Origin of the sequence: Bacillus siamensis KCTC 13613, assembly GCF_000262045.1 — a bacterium.
In the GTDB taxonomy this organism is placed as follows: Bacteria; Bacillota; Bacilli; order Bacillales; family Bacillaceae; genus Bacillus; species Bacillus siamensis.
In genome coordinates this window covers 1-16200 of sequence record NZ_AJVF01000014.1, presented here as the reverse complement: position 1 = coordinate 16200, position 16200 = coordinate 1, and the positions used below count along the sequence as shown (strand labels likewise).

At 44.2% G+C, this 16200-nt stretch carries 19 protein-coding genes; 1 reads left to right on the top strand and 18 read right to left on the bottom strand.

Annotated elements, in window-relative coordinates; translation table 11 throughout:
* Positions 1–33 precede the first annotated feature (33 nt).
* From rsmA to metG, 5 genes are all read right to left on the bottom strand, one after another.
* Positions 34–915 (bottom strand): 16S rRNA (adenine(1518)-N(6)/adenine(1519)-N(6))-dimethyltransferase RsmA, encoded by an 882-nt coding sequence (gene rsmA, locus Y79_RS0103905; protein ID WP_016936521.1) that lies wholly within the window; start codon positions 913–915, stop codon positions 34–36.
* Positions 905–1468: a ribonuclease M5 gene (rnmV, locus tag Y79_RS0103900; RefSeq protein WP_013350755.1), complete on the bottom strand. Its 564-nt coding sequence runs from the start codon at positions 1466–1468 to the stop codon at positions 905–907. Before rnmV ends, rsmA begins: the two co-directional genes overlap by 11 nt.
* A 134-nt stretch (positions 1469–1602) precedes the next feature.
* Positions 1603–2928, bottom strand: coding sequence for a G5 and 3D domain-containing protein (locus tag Y79_RS0103895; RefSeq protein ID WP_095242191.1), 1326 nt, complete (start codon positions 2926–2928; stop codon positions 1603–1605).
* A 134-nt stretch (positions 2929–3062) separates the two neighbouring features.
* The gene (locus Y79_RS0103890; protein ID WP_016936519.1) at positions 3063–3830 is read right to left on the bottom strand and encodes a TatD family hydrolase; all 768 of its coding nucleotides are present in this window, start codon (positions 3828–3830) and stop codon (positions 3063–3065) included.
* A gap of 75 nt (positions 3831–3905) precedes the next feature.
* Positions 3906–5897, bottom strand: a complete 1992-nt coding sequence (gene metG, locus Y79_RS0103885; protein WP_016936518.1) for a methionine--tRNA ligase — start codon at positions 5895–5897, stop codon at positions 3906–3908.
* A 483-nt stretch (positions 5898–6380) separates the two neighbouring features.
* Here metG and abrB point away from each other — a divergent pair, with 483 nt between their 5' ends.
* Positions 6381–6671: a transition state genes transcriptional regulator AbrB gene (gene abrB, locus Y79_RS0103880; RefSeq protein WP_169510469.1), complete on the top strand. Its 291-nt coding sequence runs from the start codon at positions 6381–6383 to the stop codon at positions 6669–6671.
* 49 nt (positions 6672–6720) lie between these two features.
* Here abrB and rsmI read toward each other — a convergent pair whose 3' ends face one another.
* The 13 genes from rsmI to Y79_RS0103815 form a co-directional block, all read right to left on the bottom strand.
* Positions 6721–7602 (bottom strand): 16S rRNA (cytidine(1402)-2'-O)-methyltransferase, encoded by an 882-nt coding sequence (gene rsmI / locus Y79_RS0103875; protein ID WP_029575220.1) that lies wholly within the window; start codon positions 7600–7602, stop codon positions 6721–6723.
* Positions 7577–7876: a GIY-YIG nuclease family protein gene (locus tag Y79_RS0103870; RefSeq protein WP_016936516.1), complete on the bottom strand. Its 300-nt coding sequence runs from the start codon at positions 7874–7876 to the stop codon at positions 7577–7579. The genes rsmI and Y79_RS0103870 overlap by 26 nt, the downstream gene beginning before the upstream one ends.
* Positions 7863–8606 carry a tRNA1(Val) (adenine(37)-N6)-methyltransferase gene (locus tag Y79_RS0103865; RefSeq protein ID WP_016936515.1) on the bottom strand — a complete coding sequence of 248 codons (744 nt, stop codon included), beginning with the start codon at positions 8604–8606 and terminating at the stop codon, positions 7863–7865. Before Y79_RS0103865 ends, Y79_RS0103870 begins: the two co-directional genes overlap by 14 nt.
* Positions 8607–8666: 60 nt before the next feature.
* A complete protein-coding gene (gene yabA / locus Y79_RS0103860) occupies positions 8667–9026 on the bottom strand; it encodes a replication initiation-control protein YabA (protein ID WP_016936514.1) in 360 nt (119 codons plus the stop codon).
* A 14-nt stretch (positions 9027–9040) separates the two neighbouring features.
* Positions 9041–9868: a competence/sporulation regulator complex protein RicT gene (ricT, locus tag Y79_RS0103855; protein WP_004264723.1), complete on the bottom strand. Its 828-nt coding sequence runs from the start codon at positions 9866–9868 to the stop codon at positions 9041–9043.
* Positions 9869–9870: 2 nt separating this feature from the next.
* Positions 9871–10860, bottom strand: a complete 990-nt coding sequence (gene holB / locus Y79_RS0103850; RefSeq protein ID WP_016936513.1) for a DNA polymerase III subunit delta' — start codon at positions 10858–10860, stop codon at positions 9871–9873.
* Positions 10861–10871: 11 nt separating this feature from the next.
* Positions 10872–11312 carry a YaaR family protein gene (locus Y79_RS0103845; protein ID WP_016936512.1) on the bottom strand — a complete coding sequence of 147 codons (441 nt, stop codon included), beginning with the start codon at positions 11310–11312 and terminating at the stop codon, positions 10872–10874.
* Positions 11313–11324: 12 nt separating this feature from the next.
* Positions 11325–11654, bottom strand: a complete 330-nt coding sequence (gene darA / locus Y79_RS0103840; RefSeq protein WP_004264734.1) for a cyclic di-AMP receptor DarA — start codon at positions 11652–11654, stop codon at positions 11325–11327.
* A 70-nt stretch (positions 11655–11724) separates the two neighbouring features.
* A complete protein-coding gene (gene tmk / locus Y79_RS0103835; protein WP_016936511.1) occupies positions 11725–12363 on the bottom strand; it encodes a dTMP kinase in 639 nt (212 codons plus the stop codon).
* A complete protein-coding gene (locus Y79_RS0103830) occupies positions 12360–13793 on the bottom strand; it encodes an aminotransferase class I/II-fold pyridoxal phosphate-dependent enzyme (RefSeq protein WP_016936510.1) in 1434 nt (477 codons plus the stop codon). The genes tmk and Y79_RS0103830 overlap by 4 nt, the downstream gene beginning before the upstream one ends.
* 78 nt (positions 13794–13871) lie before the next feature.
* Positions 13872–14990 (bottom strand): toxic anion resistance protein, encoded by a 1119-nt coding sequence (locus Y79_RS0103825; RefSeq protein ID WP_016936509.1) that lies wholly within the window; start codon positions 14988–14990, stop codon positions 13872–13874.
* Between the two features lie 15 nt (positions 14991–15005).
* Positions 15006–15620 carry a 5-bromo-4-chloroindolyl phosphate hydrolysis family protein gene (locus tag Y79_RS0103820; protein WP_016936508.1) on the bottom strand — a complete coding sequence of 205 codons (615 nt, stop codon included), beginning with the start codon at positions 15618–15620 and terminating at the stop codon, positions 15006–15008.
* Between the two features lie 151 nt (positions 15621–15771).
* On the bottom strand, positions 15772–15966 hold the full coding sequence (locus Y79_RS0103815; protein WP_007409914.1) for a sigma factor G inhibitor Gin: 195 nt from the start codon (positions 15964–15966) through the stop codon (positions 15772–15774).
* Between the last annotated feature and the right edge of the window lie 234 nt (positions 15967–16200).

Genomic DNA, 16200 nt, shown 5'->3' with positions numbered 1-16200 from the left:
GTCCAAGTGGTGACGCAAAACAAAAAGCCCTTCTTAGAAAAGGGCTTTATACAATCCGTTGGACAGGAGCGCGAATTCTTCTATAGACAGGGATTCACCGCGCCGCTTTCCGTCAATATTCGTTTCTTGGAGAATTTCTTCGATTTGAGCTTTCTTCTCTTTTCCGCCCGGAAGATTGTTCACAAGGTTGTTCAGCAAGGTTTTCCGGCGCTGAGCGAAGCTTGCTTTAATCAGCTGGAAGAAAAACGGTTCATTATCGACGTCAACCGCCGGGCCGTCTCGAAGCAAGAGACGGATGACCGCGGAATCGACGTTAGGCTGAGGCACAAACACCGTTTTCGGTACGGTCATGACCGTTTTGGCCTCCGTGTAGAACTGAACTGCGATGGAAAGCGATCCGTACTCCTTAGAGGAAGGATCAGCCGCCATCCGCTCAGCGACCTCTTTTTGCAGCATGACGACAATTCCTTTTAAGGGAAGATGCTCTTCCAAAAGCTTCATGATGATCGGTGTCGTTACATAATACGGAAGATTCGCCGTCACCATTATTTCATCACAATCCTGAAACTGCTCTTCAATGACGGATTTGACGTCTGCTTTCAGCACATCCTGATGAATGATCGTTACATTGTCATACGGAGACAGCGTATCATTGAGAATGGGCAGGAGGCGCTGATCAATTTCAAACGCGACGACCTTTTTCGCCCGTTTGGCAAGCTGCTCTGTCAGCGCGCCGATTCCGGGTCCGATTTCAATGACTCCGGTCCGATCCGTTATTTCCGCATGGTCCACAATTCTGTCCAATATGTTTGTATCAATTAAGAAATTCTGTCCCAGACTCTTTTTAAAAGAGAAACCGTATTTTTTCAGAATTTCTTTCGTTCTGATAGGTGTCGCGATATCTTTATTGTTCATCCTGTTCCTCCTGCATCATAGCATCGAGCGCATCAATAAAATCACTTCTTTTGATTTGAAACATCTGCAGCCGTTTTTGAAGCTGTTTGCCGTTTGTATAGCCGATCTTCAGCAGGTCGCCCAATCGTTCGCGGCGTCTTTTGGCAGCCGGCCCGCCGATCAGACCGGCTTGTATTAAATCTTCAGCCGAAATCTCACTCGGCTTTGCCTCCATCTCTTCATGCACATTTTCCAGACATGCTCTGATGCTTTCAATGGATGCGTGCTCAACGCCGATGCCGCGCTTGTTCTTCGGTTTGGCAAGATGTTTGGGCAGAAATGCGTGTTTACAGCCGGGTACTGCTTCGGAAATGGTTTTCCGGATCTTTTCCCCCGGAAAATCCGGGTCCGTCAGCACGATGACTCCTCTCGTTTCCTGCGCCAGCCGAATCTGCCTGATGACTTCGTCTCCGATTGCCGAACCGTTCGTCTCAATCGTATCCGCATCAACGGCAAGTTTTATGCGCGCAGTGTCATCGCGTCCCTCGACTACAATAATTTCTTTAATTTTCATTACTTCCTCCAAAAAAACTTTTTATATCCAAAACGAAACCTTTGTTTACATGTCACGTCTAATATACTGAAAATACACTTTACCTATTATAACGAAAAAAACAGAGGGCGCAAAACCCTCTGAATGAATCGGAATTAATTTAAAATTTTTATTTTGACCTGTTTCTTTCCCCAGCGGTACGCCGAAGATTTTTCAGGGAAAAAGACATCAATCCGTCTTCCTTTAATGGCTGAGCCCGTATCTGCGGCCACAGCATCCCCGTATCCGTCTACGTGGACTCTTGTGCCGAGCGGAATGACGCTTGGGTCTACCGCAATGACCTTGGCATTCGGATTGCTTGTCAGGTTAACGCCTGTAGCCGTATGGCCGGAACAGCCGCTGCAGCTTGCGGTATATGCCGTGGAAGACACGGTAATCACTTTACCGGAAGATCCGGTTTCACCCGAAGAAGCCTTCACCGGTGCACTGAGCTGCTCAATCTTGGGACTGTGCCGCTTTGTGCCGACCGCAATGATCTGATCTTTGCTTTTTTCAGATGTTTCTTCTTTGACAAGCTTTCTTGATACTTCTTTTCCATTTTCTTTGACAACATGAAAATGCTTTTTAAGCTTGCCTTCTTTTCCTTTTTGAACGATCTTTTCTTTCCCGTTGTCGAGAGACGCATCCTCTTTTTCTTTCACTCGATACGCTATTTTTTCCTCAACTACATCGGTGACTTTTTCGATACGAGTGATTTGTATGCCGGCCTGATCTTTTGTGAGCTTTTCGTGTAATGCCGGTTTTACTTGATCTTCGTCTTTCATGTCCATCTTATGCTGCGTTAAAAAGTCAGCGACCGTAGTCGAAGTCGTCCATATTTTCTTTTTCTTTCCCGCATCATTTACAGTGACCTGAAAAGCCGGGTCGACCGTGACTTTCATGCCGTTTGTCACTTTCGTATCTGCTGCTGGATCTATTTTATCGTGCTGATTCACAGGTGTATGCTGTTCGTTCAGAAATGCGCCGACTGTTTTTGCCGTTGACCATAAAGTCTTTTCTTCTCCGCCTCTTGTCACACGGATCTGCTTTGCAGCATCATATACGACATTCATGTTCTCAGCCAATGCTGTCTGCTTAGACGGGGTAATCCGGTCTTCATTTCTTGTCTCTATATGTAAATCTTCCAGAAGTTCCCCAACCGTTTTTGCATGAGTGCGTATTTGCTTTTTCTTGCCGTTGATAGAAACAGAGACTGATTGTTTTGAGAGCTCATGTGCCCCGTATGCAGTCCCGGTTCCGCCCAGCAGAATAATAGCTGCAATAAGAATAACCTTGCTTTTACCAAGCTTTACGGAAAACAGTTTTTTCATTTTTTGTGTGATGAAAAACGCCTCCTTCTCCTCGGAGAGATTATATAGAGTATCTAAAATGCTGTCAACCCTCCCATCTCGAAGATCAAAAACCTTCAGCGTATCCCTCATTATGCAAAAACAAAGCAAAAAAAGGAAGAGAGACATATCGACAACCTATCTTATGAGAAGAAGGAAGCTTGTAGAACCGTTTTACATATCCACTGAATCGGACAAGCCTTTACACGTTACGACAGCGCATTTTGTCAGTTCATGCGGAAAAGTCTTTTTGCGTTTTCGGTTGTTATCGAAGCAATTTCTTCATACGTCAGTCCTTTTAATTCCGCGAGCTGTTCAGCAACATATTTCACGTAGCTTGGCTCATTTCGTTTGCCGCGGAAAGGATGGGGTGTCAGGAAAGGACAGTCAGTTTCGATCAGCAAACGGTCATTCGGAATTTCCTTTGCCACTTCTTTTGGTTTCTTCGCATTTTTGAAGGTAACCGGTCCTCCGAATGAGATATAGAAATTCATATCCATACACTGCCGCGCAACCTCCGCGCTGCCCGTAAAGCAGTGCATAATGCCGCCGACTTCTTCCGCTCCCTCTTCTTTCAAAATCGTGACAACATCCTCAGTCGCATCACGGTTGTGGATGATAATTGGAAGGTTCACTTCTTTGGCAAGCGCGATTTGTTTCCGGAATACCTCTTTTTGGATATCCTTCGGTGATTTGTCCCAGTGATAGTCAAGGCCCATTTCTCCGATTGCCACGACTTTTTCATGAGCAGACAGTTCCTTAATCCATGATAAATCTTCCTCTGTCATGTCAATTGCGTCTACCGGATGCCAGCCGATCGCAGCGTATATAAAGTCATATTCCTCAATCAGCTCCATTGCACGCGTGATGGTAGGTTTGTCGAATCCGACAACGACGATTCGTTCAACTTTTTCAGCCTTTGCACGCGCAATGACTTCTTCTAAGTCTGTGTCGAATTGCTCGGCGTTTAAGTGTGCATGTGTATCAAAAAGCATCATAAAAACTCCTTTCTTGTTGAAAAACAAAAGGTGTTCGACGAAATGTTACACGTGAAACACCTTTTGCATCTATTATTTAATTCTGGTGCCTTTCGGTAATGACTGGTCGACAGCTACAACCTTAAGGACGCCGTCAGATTCTCCTGCCAGTATCATCCCTTGAGAAAGCTCGCCTCTCAGTTTTACCGGTTTTAGATTCGTTACACAAATGATCTTCATTCCCACAAGCTGATCCGGTGTGTAATGCTTCGCGATACCTGATACGACTTGGCGCTGTTCAAAGCCCAGATCAATTTGCAGCTTCAGCAGACGGTCCGCTTTTTTTACCGGTTCTGCGGACAAGACTTCTGCGACGCGAAGTTCTGTATCCATAAATTGATCAAACGTAATTTCCGGAAGACGCTCTGCTTCTTGCGGCTCTTCTGTTTTTTCTTCTTTCACAGGAGCAGTCCCTTGCATTTTTTGCTTGATGTAAGCTACTTCCTCTTCAGCTTCAAGACGAGGGAAAAGCGGCTCCCCTTTTTTCACTTTCGCGTTCTTTAATTGGCCGAATGTCTGGATGCTGTCCCAAGCTTTAAGAGACTGATCCTCAATCCCGAGCTGAGCAAACATTTTTTCAGGCGTCTGCGTTAAGAAAGGCTGAAGCAGTACGGCCGAAATACGCAATGATTCAGCTAAATGATACATGACAGAGCGTAATTCTTTTTGTTTGTCCGGATCTTTTGCCAGCACCCACGGAGCAGTTTCATCAATATATTTGTTCGTACGGCTGATTAATTGCCATAGCGTTGATAAAGCCACTGAGAACTCCATGTTTTCCATTGCCTTTTCATATGCTTTAACCGTTTCACCGGCTACAGAAGAAAGCTCTTGATCAAAATCAGTCACATTTCCTTCATATGAACCAATCTCACCGTCAAAATACTTTTGGATCATAGCGACTGTACGATTCAGAAGGTTTCCTAAGTCGTTTGCCAAGTCATAATTAATCCGTTCTACAAAACCTTCCGGCGTAAAGACACCGTCTGAACCAAATGGCACTTCGCGAAGCAGGTAATAGCGAAGCTCATCCAAGCCGTAGCGTTCAATCAATGTTACCGGATCAACGACATTTCCTTTTGATTTCGACATTTTTCCGTCTTTCATCAATAACCAGCCATGCGCGAATACTTGCTTAGGGAGCGGGAGATCAAGCGCCATCAGCATAATCGGCCAGTAAATGGTATGAAAACGGACAATTTCTTTACCGACAAGGTGGACGTCAGCAGGCCAGTACTTTTTGTAAAGCTCGTCATTTTCCGTATCGTAACCGAGCGCCGTAATATAGTTGAATAATGCGTCAATCCATACATACACGACATGCTTCGGGTTTCCCGGCACTTTTACGCCCCAGTCAAACGTCGTTCTGGAAACGGCCAAATCTTCAAGCCCCGGTTTAATGAAATTGTTAATCATTTCGTTTTTGCGTGATTCAGGCTGGATGAAGGAAGGATTGTCCTCATAAAACTTCAGCAGGCGGTCTGCATATTTGCTCATGCGGAAGAAGTATGACTCCTCTTTGATTAATTCGACTGGATGGCCGCTGTCCGGGCTTTTTCCGCCGACAACCTCACCCTTTTCATTTCGTTCCACATCCACCAGCTGTGTTTCAGTATAGAATGTTTCATCAGGGATGCTGTACCAGCCCTCATACTCATCCAGATAGATATCACCATTATCCAGAAGCTTTTGGAACACTTTCTCAATAATTTCTTTATGCCGGCTTTCCGTCGTCCGGATGAAATCATCGTGAGAAATGTCGAGCTGCTTCCATAGTTTTTGGATCTCAGCCACGGCACGATCCACATAAGCCTGAGGTGTGATATTCTCTTCCTCCGCTTTCTGCTGGATTTTTTGTCCGTGTTCATCCGTTCCTGTCAGGTAGCGTACGTCAAATCCTTTTAATCTTTTGTAACGCGCCATCGCATCGCCGGCCACGGTAGTATAAGCATGGCCGATATGTAATTTTCCGCTCGGATAATATATCGGGGTCGTAATATAAAAAGTATTATTGTCTTGCGGCATGTTGCAACCTCCCATTCAGAATGTCGAAAAGCTCACGCCCAAAGGACGAGAGCGGTTTTATTTGATATACAATATTGATATTTGTCCTCTATCTATGATACCATCTTAGCCTTTAAGATCAAGGATATATACGTACTGCGCGTAAAAGAGTAAATAAAATTAAAAATTTTTATTGAAATTAAAAAAAGTCTTAACATGTCGAAATTTGTCGTATATAATCTACTAATATAAAACATCTTGGTTCGAAAGTCTTGATTTAAAAGGATTTTCAGTAGGATAATAGGTTCGAAAAAGCAGTCAAAAAGCCTGTTATTTCAGGATTTCCAAGGCTTTACTTACTATAAGAACTAATTCTTACAATCAATAGTAAACAAAAAGATTGACGATTATTGGAAACCTTGTTATGCTAGGAATGTAAGGAATTTTGTCGAATAATGACGAAGAAAAATATAAACTACAAAATAATTATCTCTCGGGAGGAGACTGTTAATGAAATCTACTGGTATCGTACGTAAAGTTGATGAACTTGGACGCGTAGTTATCCCTATCGAACTTCGCCGTACACTGGGCATCGCAGAAAAAGACGCTCTTGAAATTTATGTTGATGATGAAAAAATCATCCTAAAAAAATATAAACCAAACATGACTTGCCAAGTTACTGGTGAAGTTTCTGATGATAACCTTAAACTTGCCGGCGGCAAATTGGTACTCAGCAAAGAAGGCGCTGAGCAAATCATCTCTGAAATTCAAAATCAGCTTCAAAACCAAAAATAAGTTATTTCATACAAAAACCGTTCTTGTTACGATACAAGAACGGTTTTTTTTATGATTGAATGTGATAAGCGTCATAAATCTCGCGTTTCGGAACGTTCCGATCTACCGCTGTTTGTTTTATGGCCTGTTTGGAAGATGCTCCTTCGTTTATGTAATGCTCCACATGCTCTTTCTCAGAAAGCTCCGTCCACCAAGGCTTGTCATCTTCATCCGGTTCAGTGGCTTGATTGCCTTCGACAACGAGACAGAACTCACCGCGGATTTGATCTTCATTTGCCCATTCAAGCACCTCGGCGACCGTTCCTCTGATAAATTCCTCGTACTTTTTCGTTAATTCTCTCGTGACGGCGATGTTTCGATTTCCTAAAACGTCATGCATGGCGGTTAATGTTTCTTTTAATCTGTGCGGCGCTTCGTAAAAAATCATCGTTTCCTGGCGTTTTTTCAGGATTTCGAGTTCTTTCTTCTTTTCTTTCTTCTGTCTGTTTAAGAATCCGTAGAAGAAAAACGGCTGCGGGGTGATGCCTGATGCGGTCAGCGCGGTTAAGGCCGCATTTGCACCGGGAAGCGGAACGACATAACCGCCGATTTGGGTAAAATCTCTTACAATCTCAGCCCCCGGGTCGGAAATTGTCGGCATACCGGCGTCACTGACCAAAGCCACATTCTTTCCGTTTTTCATCCATTCAATAATTTTATGGCCACTGCTTTCTTTGTTGTGTTCATGATAACTGGTAAGAGATGTTTCTATGTCATAGACGTGGCACAGCTTTTTCGTCTGTCTCGTATCTTCGGCAGCTATGACATCGACCGATTTCAGCGTCTCCACTGCACGAAAGGTCATGTCCTCCAAGTTGCCGATCGGTGTAGGAACAAGATAAAGGATTCCCATTTCAGATTTTCCGTTAAAACTCATCTGGCGACTTAACATATACAGCCTCCTTGTTGCTTCGTTTTTCTTCTATATATTGTTCTTTTTTCTTTCGAGTTAGCTGCTTAAAACGGTATTCCGCCTGCATGGCTTCCCGTTTTGTGTCAAATGATTCCGCATGGCATAACGAAACCGGCCTCCGCGCCCTTGTGTACTTCGCGCCCTTTCCCTCATTGTGGGTTTTCAGCCGTTTTTGCAGATCATTTGTATAACCGGCGTAAAGACTGTTGTCATTGCACAGCAGCACATAAAAGAAATGACTATTTGTCTCCATATAAAATCGTGCGGATCTCTTTCGTATATTCATTTTGTTCATCATATACAAACAGCGGAGGAAGAATTTTGAGATCAGGGCGGCCGCCTTTAATTCCTTCAACCAAAATAGTGTTCGCTTCTTTTCCTTGTTTCGGATAGATAAACTGAACCCGCTTTGGTTCTATTCGGTACGCTTTCATTAATTCAAAGATTTCCAAAAGCCGGCCCGGCCGATGAACGAGCGCCGCTTTCCCGCCTTGCTTCAACAGTTTGCTGCTGACGGAAATTACATCTTCAAGCGTGCAAAGAATTTCGTGCCTTGCGATTCTGAGATGTTCGTTCAGGTTCTGCTCAGCCTCTTTCGGTGTTTTAAAATAAGGCGGATTGCAGGTGACAACATCATATTTATTATGTCCGAGTCTTTCCGGCATATTTTTCAGATCATCATGAATGAGTCTGATCTGACCGCCCAGCCCGTTGTATTCCACGCTTCGGAGCGCCATATCATACAAACGCTCCTGAATTTCAACCCCGGTGATATCCGCCTTTGACCTTGTACTGAGCAGAAGCGGCACAATTCCATTCCCCGTACATAAATCAACGATGTTTCCCTTTTGAATCGGAACGTATGCAAACTTAGACAGCAGCACGGCATCTAATGAAAAAGCGAAAACCGTCGGGCTCTGTACAATTTTCATGTCCTCTGCTAATAAGTAATCCAATCTTTCATCATCACGTAATGAAACCATAATCTTATTCCTTTCGGCACTCTTTGAAAAAGGCTTCCGACATCAGCGGAAGCCTTTTCCTCATTTTTTATTTAAGAAGGACAGACAAAAAAGGCAATCTCCCTTGCGGACGCTCCCATAATGGACGTTGCAAATATGAAAGCCTTCTTGATACAGCCGGGCCAGATTGTCGTAGCCTTCTCCTATATCACTTTGCTCTGCCTTCTGTGTTTTTGTTTCTTTCTGATCGGCTTTGAATTGCTCAATTTGCTCTGTCGTGTCATCAAGCCGCTTACGCAAATGCTTGTTTTCAAGCTGAAGATGGTGATTCTCTTCAATCATTTCGCCGATATGCTGCTTTAAGTCACCCAGCTGACGGTACAGCGAACCGATTTGTTCCTCCAGGTTTATGACAGTATCAAATAACTCTTTTTTATCCAAGGTTCCACACCTCGTTAATCTGTGGTTTGTGCGGATACGACGCCCTCTTCCAAGAGCTCTTCCCAAGTATATTCTATCACTTTTTCACGATTCTTCAGTTCCACCTGAAGCACCCGTTCCAGAATATTAAGACCGACAACCTTTGCGGGGCCGTTTGCCGTCGTAATCATTTCGCCTAAATCCGGCAGCTGTTCTTTTGCCGTCTCATACTCATCATTTTCGTACTTTAAACAGCACATCAAACGGCCGCACAGACCGGAAATTTTCGTCGGGTTCAACGATAAATTTTGATCCTTTGCCATTTTGATGGATACCGGTTCAAAATCACCGAGGAACGTGGAGCAGCAAAGCATTCTCCCGCACGGGCCGATACCGCCGAGCATTTTCGCCTCGTCCCTCACACCGATTTGGCGCAACTCGATTCTTGTTTTAAAGATAGAAGCCAAGTCTTTGACCAATTCCCTGAAATCAACCCGTCCGTCAGCCGTGAAGTAAAAAATGACTTTATTGCGGTCAAACGTAAACTCAACATCAACGAGTTTCATATCTAAGCCGTGGTCAGCTACTTTTTTCTGACAGACTTCAAAGGCGGACAGGGCCTCTTGTTTGTTTTCTTCTACAATGAGAAGATCGCGTTCATCAGCAACGCGAATGACCTTTCGAAGCGGAAGCACAACATCATGCTCGTCCACTTGTTTATTTGCGATGACAACCTGCCCGTATTCGACACCTCTTACAGTTTCAACAATGACGCAGCTGTCCTGTTCTATATCAAATCCGTTCGGATCAAAATAATAAATTTTCCCCGCTTTTTTAAAGCGGACGCCTATTACGTTGTACAAGCTTATCCCTCCTGCAACGTTAACACCAAGTGCTCCATTAATCCCTGTGTATTCACATTGGAATGAAGCCGTTTTTTTGCTTCTAAAACAGCGAGAATTTGGTTCGTAACGCTTTCTTGTGTAAATTGCAGCGCATGCTGTTTTATTGATTGGAATAAGTCTTGATAAATCAGTTTATCTTCATTTCCAATTTGGATGGATAATACATCACGGTATATCAATAAGAGCATATCAAGACCCATTTCTTGATGGGTTTTTTCTTTGAAAAAGGGCACCCACTGATCCTGAATGAAGAAAAAGGCATGTCCTTTCCGCTGATGTAAGACTTCATACAATTTTATCACTTTCGCTCTGGACTCTGCAAACTCATCATTTCGACTTAATTCGACTGCTTCCGCAATATTATTTGTCATATTTGCTAAGAGTCTGGCCATGTGAGGGCTTACTTCCTGTTCAACCAGCCTTTCTTCTATTGCTTTCGGCTGAAGCGGCTGAAACGGAAGAACCTGGCATCTCGAAACGATGGTATCCAATATTCTGTGGAGCTGCTCAGTAATCAGAATAGCGATAGTGTCTTGACTCGGCTCCTCTAAAAATTTCAGCAGACTGTTTGCCGCATTTGTCGTCATTTGATCCGCATGGGATATAATGTACAGCTTTTTATGCGATTCCAGTCCTGTTTTAGAAAACTCCTCCTGAAGCGATTGGATCTGAGCTTTTTTAATGGATAATCCGTCGGGCTGAACCACATGCAGGTCGGGGTGGTTTCCGGAATCAATACGCTTGCAGTTCCGGCACTCCCCGCAAGGCTCAGTCCCGTCTTCAAGGCAAAAAAAGCTTTTTGCGAGAAGCAGTGCGGCATCCAATTTGCCAGTACCTTTTTTGCCTTCAAACAGATATGCGTGAGAAAGCCTTTTCTTTTCAATGCTATTATGCAAAAGACGCATCACTCTGGGCTGCTGCCCGGTCATTTCCTTCCATGATATTGCCATTGTATCACTCTCTATGTGTAAAGGTTAATCAATAAACCTTTTATTTCTCCGATTCGATCCAGCAAATCAATTGCCGGTTTTTCCTGATCTAACATCTCTTCCGTCAGCTGGAGCAGCTTTTCATCTATTTCTTTCACAAGCCCCAGGGTCCGGCTGCTGCCGTACAGGTCAAAGCTTTTCGTCGTTTCATGCGATAATCCGCTGTCAACGGCCTCTTTCACAAAACGTTTTACCAATCCTTTGAATTTCGCTAAGTCTTTGAAGTTCCTCGACTTCGTCAGTCTTTTCCCGAACGTTTCTATATCCGTTAAGAACCTGCTCAGCTGGTCAAATTTCAGCTTGCTGCTTTGGCTGTCCATTGAACTTTTAAACGTCCCGGAGAGCTCTGCCGCTTTATAAGCAGGCTGCTGCTTTTTCTCAATAAATGTGCGTAAGTCAGAATTTATTTTCACGTCGTCAAATCCTTAAAATTGATGAAATTCATCGACCGGAAGGACAAAGACCGTCGCTCCGCCGACTTCCACTTCGACAGGATAAGGAACGTAAGAATCCGCATTCCCGCCCATCGGGGATACCGGGGCAATCATTTGATCACGTTTACAGCCATTTTCTTTAATGAGGCTGAGCGCTTTATCGACACGGATATCCTCCACCCCGATCATAAACGTCGTATTGCCTGATTTAAGAAATCCGCCTGTTGTCGCAAGCTTCGTCACCCTGAAGTTGTGGTCGGTTAATACTTTCAAAAGTCTGTTGCTGTCTTGATCCTGCACCACTGCCACTATTAATTTCATTCTATAGGCCCCCTTTAGGTTGGAAAGAACATGGTCGTTACATTCATTATATCAACTTATGAGAAACAGGTCACAACTGAATTTTTTTCAATGTTTCATTTATCACCTGAAGTACGTCCTGAATGACGAGTTCCTTCTTTTTCGATGCGTCGATTGTATGAAATCTTTCAGGGAAACGCTGCATCACCTTTTGATATCCTTCCCGTACTTTCGTGTGAAAGTGCAGGGCCTCAAGATCAAGACGATTCTTTTCTCTTGAATCATTCGACGTAATCCGTTTCAGCCCTTCTTCCGGATCGATAGAAAAATAGATAGTGACATCAGGCATCGTATCGCCGATTGCAAACTGGTTAATAGAAAGCACTTCATCAATGCCGAGCCCTCTCGCATAGCCTTGATAAGCCAGCGAACTGTCGATAAAACGATCGCACAGCACAATGCGTCCTTCTTCCAATGCAGGCTGCACCTTCTCGGCTAAATGCTGTCTTCTCGCAGCGGCGTAGAGCAGCGCCTCCGTTTTTGCATCCATCAGTGTATTGTTTTTATTTAAGATCACTTCTCTGATCTGTTCCGCAATGTCGATGCCGCCCGGTTCTCTTGTCGCTGTTACCGGAAGCCCCTTTGCCGACAGAATCTCTTTCACTTCCTGAAGCACAGTCGTTTTCCCTGCGCCTTCAGGACCTTCAAATGTAATAAATAAACCGCTCATGATTTCTCCTCTTCTGTATAAACAAGTAGTTGTTCCCCGTTTAACAAGCCTTGAATATGCGCGTCCATGCCGATTAAACGGGAAAGCTTTTGTACGATCTCTTCTGTTATCCGTTCTCCGTCCATGATCAGCGGAATTCCCGGGGGATAGGGAATAATATTCCCCGCGTGCAAGCGCCCGGCCGCCTTATTTATATCCGTAAGCTCTTTTGTAAACTTCCGCATCTCATTTTGCGGATATTCAAGTGTCGAAATGGACGGAAAGGTCCAATTCACGGTATCCGGCAATTTATCGGGCGGTGTATTCTCCAGTTTCCTCTGTATGTTTCTAACGGTTTCCTGTTCTATCATCCGCCGGCCGCCTATCGGCAGGACGAGCAATACTTGGTACTCGTCAGCCAGCTCGGCAACAATGCCTTCACTCTCCAACATACTTTGTAATGAATAGCCGGAATGTCCGAGCTTTGACCGAAGAATGAATTTTAACGGGTCCGCCCTGAGCCCAAATCCGGAAGGTTCGATCATTTCAATAGAAGAAATTGATGCGAACATTCGTTTGATTTGTTCAATATGCGCCATATGACCGGGGAGTGTCCCTTTTTCAGCGATATCCTGAACATAAGCGCGCGCCGTATCTAAAGAGGCCATTATCGGATATGACGGGCTGCTGCTTTGCAAACTGCTTAAATAATAGGTTAATCGATCTCTGTCAATGCGGGTGCTGTTTAAATGAAAGTAAGATCCCATCGTCATAGCCGGAAGCGTTTTGTGAGCCGATTGAACAGCGGCATCCGCTCCCATATCTAATGATGATGGCGGGAACGGTTCACCTAACACAAAGTGAGCGCCATGAGCCTCATCCACCAGTACAGGAACGCCGTATGAATGGGCTTTGTTAACTGCCGCGGTCAAGTCGGCAGCATGACCGTAGTAAGTCGGATTAGTCAGAACAAGGCCTTTCGCATTCGGATATGACGCTAACGCTTTTTCAATGACCGGAAGGGATACATGGGCCGGCACATGCATGTTTTTATCAATTTCCGGCGCTAAATACACCGGCTTGGCTCCGGCCATTGCCACCGCATGGAAAACAGACTTGTGACAATTACGCTGGATCAGAATGGGTTCGCCCGGTTCACAAACAGCTAAAATCATCGCCAGATTGCCGGCAGTCGTTCCATTGACGAGAAAGTAGCTTTCCTGAGAGCCGTATAGCCTGCTCAACAATTCCTGTGCTTCCTTGATGACTCCCGTCGGGTGATGTAAGTCATCAAGCCCTGTAATCTCAGTCATATCAATAGATAAAAGAGATTGATATACAGATCTGGCTTCATCAAAAAAGACATCTCCATTGTGATGTCCCGGAACATGAAAAGAATACGTATTTCGGTGCGCGTGCTTCAGCAGCGCTGTATATAAAGGTGTGTCCATATTTTAAACAAATCCTTTGCCTGTCTTTCTTATTATATCGTGCCTGTGAGCCAACTTAAAGCTAAGACTTTTTGCCAACTAGCCATTCTCCCGGCCGGACTTCATATTAAGCAGTTTCTTTTTCAAATCGCCTTCCATGATCATGAGCTCCTCCTCGGCCCGCCTGCGCTTCATCCTGCCTTCTTCTTGAATAGACATGATTTCTTCCAGTGTGGTGACTAAACTTTCCTGCACTTTTTTTAAGGTATCTGCCTCAACAAGTCCGCGCTCATTGGCTTTGGCGGTCTCGACTGTACTTGTTTTCAAAAGCTCCGCATTTTTCAGGAGCAATTGATTCGTCGTATCCGCCGCCTTCTGCTGCGCATCTGCCGCACTCTGCTGCTTCATTAGTGTCAGGGCGATGGCGACTTGATTCTTCCATAAAGGAATAGCCGTAACAATGGAGGACTGAATTTTCTCTGCCAGTGCCTGATTCGTGTTTTGAATCAGACGGATTTGCGGCGCACTCTGAAGCGTAATCTGCCTGCTCAGCAGCAGATCATGCACTCTCTTATCCAGACGGCCGGCAAACTGGCGAAGGTCATTAACTTCCTGAGCGGCCATTTGATTGTGTTCCCCTAATTCAGCTTTTCTTACCGCTTCGGGAATCAGCTTTGTTTTCAGCTCATCTAACTTTAATTCACCCGCTGCTATATACATATTTAAGTCAGAAAAGTATCGTTTATTTTGGGCATACAGCTGATCTAACCTTTTATTATCACTCAACAGCCCATTTTTAGAAAGTTCGAGCCTTCTGCTGATACGGTCAATCTGCACACTGGTCTTTTGATATTTCGAAAGCACTTCTTGTACAGAGCCGGATACCCTTTTGAACAAACGGGCAAAGAATCCTTTGTTTTTCATCTGCAGATCATCGGGGTTTACCTGGTCAAGCTTTCTCATCAAATCAGACAGTATCTGTCCCATCTCTCCTGCATCTTTTCCTTGCACATGCTCTATCATCGTATGGGAAAATTCAAGAAGATTCGCCTGCGCCTGTGAACCAAATAGAACAATGCTTTGCATGTTCCCGGGATCCAGTTTTTCAGCGAGCTGAAGTGCCGCTTCTCTTTTTTCTTCCGGCAGCGTATCTGCAAGCTTTAGATCAGCCTGATCATTTTGAGCGCCCATGATATCATCGGAACGGTCTTTGGCCATTTCCTTCCCCCTTTCTTACTTTCTCAGTGACTGCTTTGCCATATCTAATTCAAAATGCAGATCATCGATGTCTTCCTTCATCAGTTCATGAAGATCCTCTTCCAGCCGCCTGGCAAGCTCCGCAAGAGTCATCCTTGTCTGACTCAAGGACATTGATAAATCTTTATTTTTTCGCGGCTGTGATGAGAGCAGAGCATACTTTTCAGTCAGCTCCACAACAGAATCAAGCGTTTGATAATAGAAACGCTCCGCCTGATAAAAACGCTTCGGCTCCTGCTTTGTGAGCAGATATATCCGCCGGGTTATCCGCAGTATCTCTGCATTCTGCTTCAGCATTTGTATACTTTTAGAGCGAAAAAGCGCCCTGCGTAATCGAACGATTTTATTTCTTGCTTCCTCAAGATTTTCCTTGATATAAGTATATTCTTTTCTTGTCAGCCGGTGTTTTTTTAAAAAGAGGCGCTTCGCATTCCACAGTCCGGCCATACTGACGGCAGTTCCGCCTGCTGCTCCGTATAAAAGCGAATACAGAAAAGGCTGATGCCCTATCGTAAAAGCGGCTGTTCCCGCTAATACAAAAACCGCGCTGCCGCAAAGCATCCATTTCATATATTGAATAAACGGTTTCATATTAGATCGACTCCTATTTATTCACTTTTATCAGTATTATCTATTACATTCCATTTCTAAACAAGTTCCTCTTCTTATCGTATCAGTTCTTTTATAAAAAGTGAAAAAACTACTCCCTTATTTTAAAGCAAAAAAAAGACCCTTTTCAGGGTTAAGAATATAATGTCGGTGTATGAAGGCTTTTCAGTTTACGAACGAAAAATTCATAATTCGGATCAGAGGTTGGAGTTGAAACTACTTTCTTCTCACACTCTAAACATATAAATTTCGTATAAATATGAATACCCCTGCTTTTTTTAGTTTCACACACAATACATGTTTCTTCATGGCTGGACGTTTCATTCATTTGTGCCCACCTCCGTATGAATAGCCTTCCCTGAAGCCATTGATTGTATACACAATTTGGACCTTTTTGAAGTTTGCAATTAGTATATGGGCGTTGCCGTATTTCGGTGTTTGTATTGTTTTTATTCAAAACAAAAAAGGCAGCTCATGATGAGCTGCCTTTACCGTTATGATCGCTTGGCGGCGTCCTACTCTCACAGGGGGAAACCCCCGACTACCATCGGCGCTGAAGAGC